The 6,719-nt window shown below is 66.5% G+C and carries 7 protein-coding genes; 5 read left to right on the plus strand and 2 right to left on the minus strand.

Going from position 1 to position 6,719, the window contains the following annotated elements; all coding sequences use genetic code 11:
• Positions 1–5 precede the first annotated feature (5 nt).
• From ACTRWG_RS06980 to ACTRWG_RS06990, 3 genes are all read left to right on the plus strand, one after another.
• The gene (locus tag ACTRWG_RS06980; protein ID WP_027234599.1) at positions 6–485 is read left to right on the plus strand and encodes an Lrp/AsnC family transcriptional regulator; all 480 of its coding nucleotides are present in this window, start codon (positions 6–8) and stop codon (positions 483–485) included.
• A gap of 115 nt (positions 486–600) precedes the next feature.
• Entirely contained in the window at positions 601–2,076 is a 1,476-nt protein-coding gene (locus ACTRWG_RS06985) for an NAD-dependent succinate-semialdehyde dehydrogenase (protein ID WP_462829156.1), read from the plus strand.
• A 79-nt stretch (positions 2,077–2,155) separates the two neighbouring features.
• A complete protein-coding gene (locus ACTRWG_RS06990) occupies positions 2,156–3,529 on the plus strand; it encodes an aspartate aminotransferase family protein (RefSeq protein WP_027234684.1) in 1,374 nt (457 codons plus the stop codon).
• Positions 3,530–3,574: 45 nt separating this feature from the next.
• Here the strand turns inward: ACTRWG_RS06990 and ACTRWG_RS06995 are convergent, their stop codons facing one another.
• Positions 3,575–4,270, minus strand: coding sequence for an MOSC domain-containing protein (locus ACTRWG_RS06995; RefSeq protein WP_027234683.1), 696 nt, complete (start codon positions 4,268–4,270; stop codon positions 3,575–3,577).
• Positions 4,267–4,809: a MarR family winged helix-turn-helix transcriptional regulator gene (locus tag ACTRWG_RS07000; protein ID WP_027234682.1), complete on the minus strand. Its 543-nt coding sequence runs from the start codon at positions 4,807–4,809 to the stop codon at positions 4,267–4,269. Before ACTRWG_RS07000 ends, ACTRWG_RS06995 begins: the two co-directional genes overlap by 4 nt.
• A gap of 142 nt (positions 4,810–4,951) precedes the next feature.
• Here ACTRWG_RS07000 and ACTRWG_RS07005 point away from each other — a divergent pair, with 142 nt between their 5' ends.
• Both ACTRWG_RS07005 and ACTRWG_RS07010 read left to right on the plus strand, forming a co-directional pair.
• Positions 4,952–5,659, plus strand: coding sequence for an ABC transporter ATP-binding protein (locus ACTRWG_RS07005; RefSeq protein ID WP_027234681.1), 708 nt, complete (start codon positions 4,952–4,954; stop codon positions 5,657–5,659).
• A gap of 3 nt (positions 5,660–5,662) precedes the next feature.
• Positions 5,663–6,719: ABC transporter permease (locus tag ACTRWG_RS07010; protein WP_462829157.1), on the plus strand; the 1,057-nt coding region annotated here is incomplete at its 3' end.

Consider the following 6,719-nt stretch of genomic DNA (forward strand, 5'->3'; position numbering starts at 1 on the left):
AAGACATGCAACTGGACCAGCGCGACCTCGACATTCTGCGCGTGCTCTCGACCGAGGGGCGCATCACCAAGGCCGCGCTGGCCGACCGGATCGGCCTGTCGCCGACGCCCTGCTGGGACCGGCTGAAGAAGCTGGAGCAGGCGGGGCTGATCGAGGGCTACGGCGCCCGCATCAACCTGCGTAAACTGGCCCCGCATGTGACGGTGTTTGTTGCCGCGGAAATCGCCGACCACACCGCCGCCAGCTTCCGCGCGTTTGAGGCCGCGATGCAGCGCTATGACGAGGTCACCGCATGCTGGGCGCTGGGGGGCGGGTTTGACTACCTGTTGCAGATCGTCACCCGCGACATCGACGCCTATCAGCGGCTGATCGACGAAATGCTGGACGCCCGCATCGGCCTTTCCCGCTATTTCACCTATGTGGTGACCAAGCCGGTGAAGGGCGCGGGCGCGCCGCCGCTGGATGTTCTGCTGGGGCAGGGGTAAACCCCGCGCCAGAGCACCTGGCTGGCAGCTGTTTCTTCTGCGCGGCACCTGAACTTCAGTCACTTCCTCTGCTGCGGACAGGCACACTCCTCTGCAAGACGTGAGGAGGACAATCATGACAGAGACCGCTCTCTCTGCCCGTGCGGACATTGCCGACAAGGCGCTGGTACGCTCTTTTTCCTACATAAACGGCAGGTGGTGCGCCGCGGGCAACGGTGAGACCTTTCCGGTCAGCGACCCCGCCGATGGCGCCGAACTGGGCCATGTGGCGAGCCTTTCGGCAGAGGAATCCTCTGCGGCGGTGGATGCGGCGCAGGCGGCGTTTGCGGGCTGGGCGGGGATGCTGCCGCAGCAGCGCGCGGCCATCCTGCGGCGCTGGTATGAGCTGCAGCTGGAGCATAAGGAAGACCTCGCCCGCATCATGGTGCTGGAACAGGGCAAACCGCTGTCGGAGGCGCGCGGCGAGATCGACTATGGCGCGGCCTTTGTGGAGTTCTATGCCGAGGAGGCCAAACGCCCCAATATCGAAGGCGTGACCAGCCATCTGCCGGACGCCGAGGTGGAGCTGTGGCGCGAGCCGGTGGGGGTGGCGGCGCTGATCACGCCGTGGAACTTCCCCTCCGCCATGCTGACCCGCAAGGCTGCCGCCGCGCTGGCGGCGGGCTGCACCGTGGTGGCGCATCCGTCGGGCGAGACGCCGTTCAGCGCGCTGGCGCTGGCGGAGCTGGCAGAGCGCGCGGGCTTTCCGCCGGGGGTGTTCAACGTGGTGACGGGCAAGGCCTCCACCGTGGTGGAGCCTTGGACCGCCGACCCGCGGGTGCGGGCGCTGTCCTTCACCGGCTCCACCGAGGTGGGCAAGCTTTTGTACCGCCAGTCCGCCGGCACGGTGAAGCGGCTGGTGATGGAGCTGGGCGGCCACGCGCCGGTGATCGTCTTCAAGGGCTGCGATCTGAACAAGGCCGTCAGCGAAACCATCAAGGCGAAATTCGCAACCTCCGGCCAGGATTGCCTGGGCGCCAACCGGATCCTGGTGGAGCGGGCGGTGTATGCCGAGTTCTGCGCCAGGTTCACCAAGGCCGCGCAAGCGCTGACCCTTGGCCGGGGGATGGAGGATTACGATCTGGGACCGCTGATGAATGAAAAGGCGGTGCAGAAGCAGGAGGAGCATGTGGCGGATGCGCTGGCCAAGGGCGCAACGCTGGCCTGCGGCGGCAAGCGGCACTCGTTGGGGCCGCTGTTTTATGAGCCGACGGTGCTGACCGATGTGCCCGCTGATGCGCGGATCATGTCGGAGGAGACATTCGGCCCTGTTGCCCCTGTCACCCCCTTCGACAGTGAGGAGGAGGCCGTCGCCCGCGCCAACGACAGCGAATACGGGCTGGTGGCCTATGTCCACAGCCACGACCCGCGCCGCATCTACCGCCTCAGCCGGGCGCTGCAATACGGTATGGTGGCGGTGAACCGCACCAAGGTGACCGGCGCGCCGATCCCGTTCGGCGGCACCAAACAGTCCGGCCTGGGCCGCGAAGGCGCGCGGCTGGGCATGGAGGAGTTCACCGAGGTCAAATACGTCTGCCGCGACTGGGCGTGACGGACAAAAATCTTCGAAGATTTTTGCCAAGAGTTTTCAAAAACTCTTGGCTGCAGAACGCAAACGGAAGGAATAATCAATGCTGAAGAACGACCAGCTTGACCAATGGGACCGCGAGAACTTTTTCCACCCCTCGACCCATCTGGCCCAGCACGCCCGCGGTGAAAGCCCGAACCGGGTGATCAAAACCGCCTCCGGCGTGTTTATCGAAGACCGCGACGGCAACAAGCTGCTGGATGCCTTTGCCGGACTCTACTGCGTGAACGTTGGCTATGGCCGCCAGCAGATTGCCGAAGCCATCGCCGATCAGGCGCGGGAGCTGGCCTATTACCATTCCTATGTCGGGCATGGCACCGAGGCCTCGATCACGCTGGCCAAGATGATCCTGGACCGGGCACCGAAAAACATGTCCAAGGTCTATTTCGGTCTCGGCGGCTCGGACGCGAATGAAACCAACGTCAAGCTGATCTGGTATTATAACAACATCCTGGGCCGCCCGGAGAAGAAGAAGATTATCTCCCGCTGGCGCGGCTATCACGGCTCAGGGCTGGTCACCGGCTCGCTGACGGGGCTGGAGCTGTTCCACAAGAAGTTCGACCTGCCGGTGGAGCAGGTCATTCACACCGAGGCGCCCTATTACTACCGCCGCACCGATCTGGACCAGAGCGAGGAACAGTTCGTGGCCCATTGCGCCGCGGAGCTGGAAGCGCTGATTGAGCGTGAGGGCGCGGACACCATCGCCGCCTTCATCGGCGAGCCGGTGCTGGGCACTGGCGGCATCGTGCCGCCGCCTGCGGGCTATTGGGAAGCGATCCAGGCCGTGCTGAAGAAGCATGACATTCTGCTGGTGGCCGATGAGGTGGTGACCGGGTTCGGGCGTCTCGGCTCCATGTTCGGCTCGGACCATTACGGGATTGAGGCCGATATCATCACCATCGCCAAGGGCCTCACCTCGGCCTATGCGCCGCTGTCGGGCTCCATTGTTTCGGACAAGGTGTGGAAGGTGCTGGAGCAGGGCACGGATGAAAACGGGCCGATCGGCCACGGCTGGACCTATTCGGCGCACCCGATCGGGGCAGCGGCAGGGGTGGCGAACCTCAAGCTGATTGATGAGATGAACCTTGTCAGCAATGCCGGTGAAGTGGGCGCCTATCTGAATGCCACCATGGCAGAGGCGCTGTCGGGCCATGCCCATGTGGGCGATGTGCGCGGTGAGGGGATGCTGTGCGCGGTGGAGTTCGTGAAGGACAAGGACAGCCGCACCTTCTTTGACGCCGCCGACAAGATCGGGCCGCAGATCTCGGCCAAGCTGCTGGAGCAGGACAAGGTGATCGCGCGGGCCATGCCGCAGGGCGATATCCTAGGCTTTGCGCCGCCGTTCTGCCTGACGCGGGCCGAGGCAGATCAGGTGGTTGCGGCCACCGTGCGGGCGGTCGAGGCCGTGCTGGGCTGACCCTGCCGCAACACTGCTGCGTCCCGGCCTGCGCCGGGGCGCGGATCAGCTGCCGAGCAGGCGGGCGCTGGTGTCCTCTGCCGGGTCGCCCTCTGCCATGCGGGCAAAGGCCTGGCGCCAGCCTTCGGCCAGTTCGGGCAATTGCGCCAGCGCCGCGGCCTCCTGCGCCGTGGCCTTGCGGCTGAGGCGGAGGCGGGTGACGCGTTCGACGCTCCAGCCCGGGTGCAGGCGTTCGATAAGGGTGATGGCGCTGCCGGCCTCCGCCTGGCCCGGCTCCAGCACCCGGTAGTACCAGCCGGTGCGGCCGGTTTTCTGGAACAGATAGGCCATCTTGGGGTTGCCGGTGTGTTGGCTGACCTTCCAGCAGGGCTGGCGGCCCTGGCTGATCTGCACCACCGCCGTGCCCAGCTGCAGAATGTCACCGATGCAGAGATTGGTTTCCGTCATCCCCAGCGCCGCGATGTTTTCGCCAAAGGCGGCGGGGACGGTGCCTGCCGGGATCTGGCCCTCGGCAACCCATTGCGGGTAGTGGTCCGTGGGGTAATGATGGATCGCCTTGTCCGGGCCGCCGTGATTTTGGGGGTCGGCCTGGGCGTCGCCGGTGAAGCCCAGTTCCGTGATCTGCTGCGGGCCGTCCGCGCGGGTCTTGGCGATGGCAGAGGGCGGGCGGCCGGGCCAGCGCGCGGCGACAGAGCCGAGGAACAGCCCGGTGATCCGGGACGCAGGGGGCAGTGCGGTCATGCGGGCACCTGTTCGTGGCAGATCTTGTGCGTGTCTTCGGGGGAGAGCGGCTCCGCCAGCAGACGGCAGAAGCCGCCCGGGCCGTCCGCCGCGAAATGCTTGCAGGCGCGGCAGAGGCCGAATGGCTGGCCGCCGTTTTGCACGATCATGCGGCCAAGGATCTGCTCCAGCGCCGCCTGCAGCGCGGTCCGGTCCGCCGGCGGCAGGGCTGCCGCGGCGTTTGCCAGGGCGCGGGGCAGGGCGGTGGCCTGGGCGCCCTGTGCGGTCAGGGCAAAGCGGATCACCCGCTTGTCGGTGTCGGAGCGTTCCTCCTCAACATACCCTTTTTGCGCCAGTGCCTTGAGCGTTTGCGAGACGGTGCCGCGGGTGCTGCCAAGGTAGGCCGCCACATGCGAGGGGCTGCGGGAAAACCGGTTGGCGCGGGAGAGATAGTCCAGCGCGGCCCGCTGCGCCGGGTTCAGCTCTGCCGCCCAGCTTTCGCCGGCGTCCAGGCGGGCGAGGCGGCTGATCAGCTCGGGGATGCGGGCGGTTTGGTCCATCCGCAATAGATAGCGAGTCGAAATGAATTGCGCAAGCCATCCGGCGCAGGAGCGGACAGGCGGCGCCTGCCGGAAAGGTTGAGGCAGATCATTTCCGGTCCGCAGCCGCGTGTGGCAGTATCGCTGCGAAAGGGGGGCGGCTGTGGCGGATCCTGTCTTTACCATGAAGGGTGTGACCAAGGTCTATGACACCGGCGGCGCCAAGGTGCATGCGCTGGCGGGCGTCGATCTGGAGCTGCCCGGCGGCGAGCTGGCGGTGCTACTTGGCCCCTCTGGCAGCGGCAAGTCGACGCTGCTGAACATTCTGGGCGGTTTGGACCATGTGACGGACGGCCGGGTCTGGTTCCGCGATCTGGAGCTGACGGCGATGCGGGACCGGGAGCTGACCCGCTACCGCCGCGACCACGTCGGGTTCATCTTCCAGTTCTACAATCTGGTGCCCAGCCTGACCGCGCGCGAGAACGTGCAGCTGGTGACCGATGTGGCGCGCGACCCGATGCCCGCCGCCGAGGCGCTGGAGCTGGTGGGGCTGGGGCACCGGATGGACCACTTCCCGGCGGAGATGTCGGGCGGCGAGCAGCAGCGGGTGGCGATTGCCCGCGCCATTGCCAAGCGCCCCGGGGTGCTGCTGTGCGATGAGCCGACCGGGGCGCTGGACAGCAAGACCGGCATTCAGGTGCTGGAGGCGCTGCACCAGATCAACCGCGATTTCGGCACCGCGACAGTGGTGATCACTCATAACGCCGATATCCAGAAGATCGCCCACCGTGTGATCTTCTTTCAGGACGGGCGGATCAGCCGCATCCAGGAAAACACCGAGCGGCTGGCGCCCGCCGACATCAGCTGGTGAGCCATGCAGGCACTGGACCGGAAGCTGCTGCGGGATTTCAAACGGCTCTGGGTGCAGGCGCTGGCAATTGCCATGGTGCTGGCCTGCGGGGTTTCGATCCTGCTGACGGCGGTGGGCATGTACCAGGCGCTGCAGGGCACGCAGGAGGCCTATTACGGGCGCAACCGCTTTGCCGATGTCTTTGCCACGGCGCGCCGCGCGCCGGTCAGCCTGCTGCCGGAGATTGCCGCGGTGGAGGGGGTGCTGGCGCTGGAGGCGCGGGTCAGCGGCTATGCCAACCTCGACATGCCGGGACGGGCCAAGGGCGCGGTGGGGCGCATCCTGTCGCTGCCCGAAAGCGGCCCGCCGCAGCTGAACCTGCCGGTGCTGCGCAGCGGCCACTGGCCGCAGCTGCCGGGGGAGGTTGCGGTGAACGCGCCCTTTGCGCTGGCCAACGGGCTGGGGCCAGGGGATCATTTCCTGGCAAATCTCAACGGCCAGCAGCGGCGGCTGACGGTGACCGGCACCGCGCTGTCGCCGGAGTTCATCTATACGCTGGGCCCCGGTGCGCTGATGCCCGACAACCTGTCCTTTGGCATCATCTGGATGCGGCGGGAGGAGGCGGAGGCGGCCTATGACATGGCGGGCGCCTTCAATGACCTGACGCTGAAGACCGCACGCGGCGTGCAGGAGGAAGAGGTGATCGCGCGGCTGGATCAGCTGCTGGAACCCTATGGCGGGCAGGGCGCGGTGGGGCGGGCGCAGCATGGTTCGCACGCGATTGTCGATGCGGAGATCAGCCAGATGAAGGGCACCGCGATGGTGCTGCCGCCGATCTTCTTTGGGATCTCGGCGTTTCTGGTCAGCATGGTGATGGGGAGGATCGTGGCGCTGGAGCGCAGCGAGATCGGCCTGCTGAAGGCGGTGGGCTATTCCGATGCGGAGGTCTGCCTGCATTACCTGATGCTGGCGGCGCTGGTGGCCCTGGCGGGGATTGCGATCGGCTGGGCGGCGGGCACCTGGCTGGCGCAGCTGCTGGCGCGCCAGTATGCCCGGTTCTTCGACTTTCCCTTCCTGATCT

This window comes from Leisingera sp. G5_S3_59_S7, from assembly GCF_054968485.1.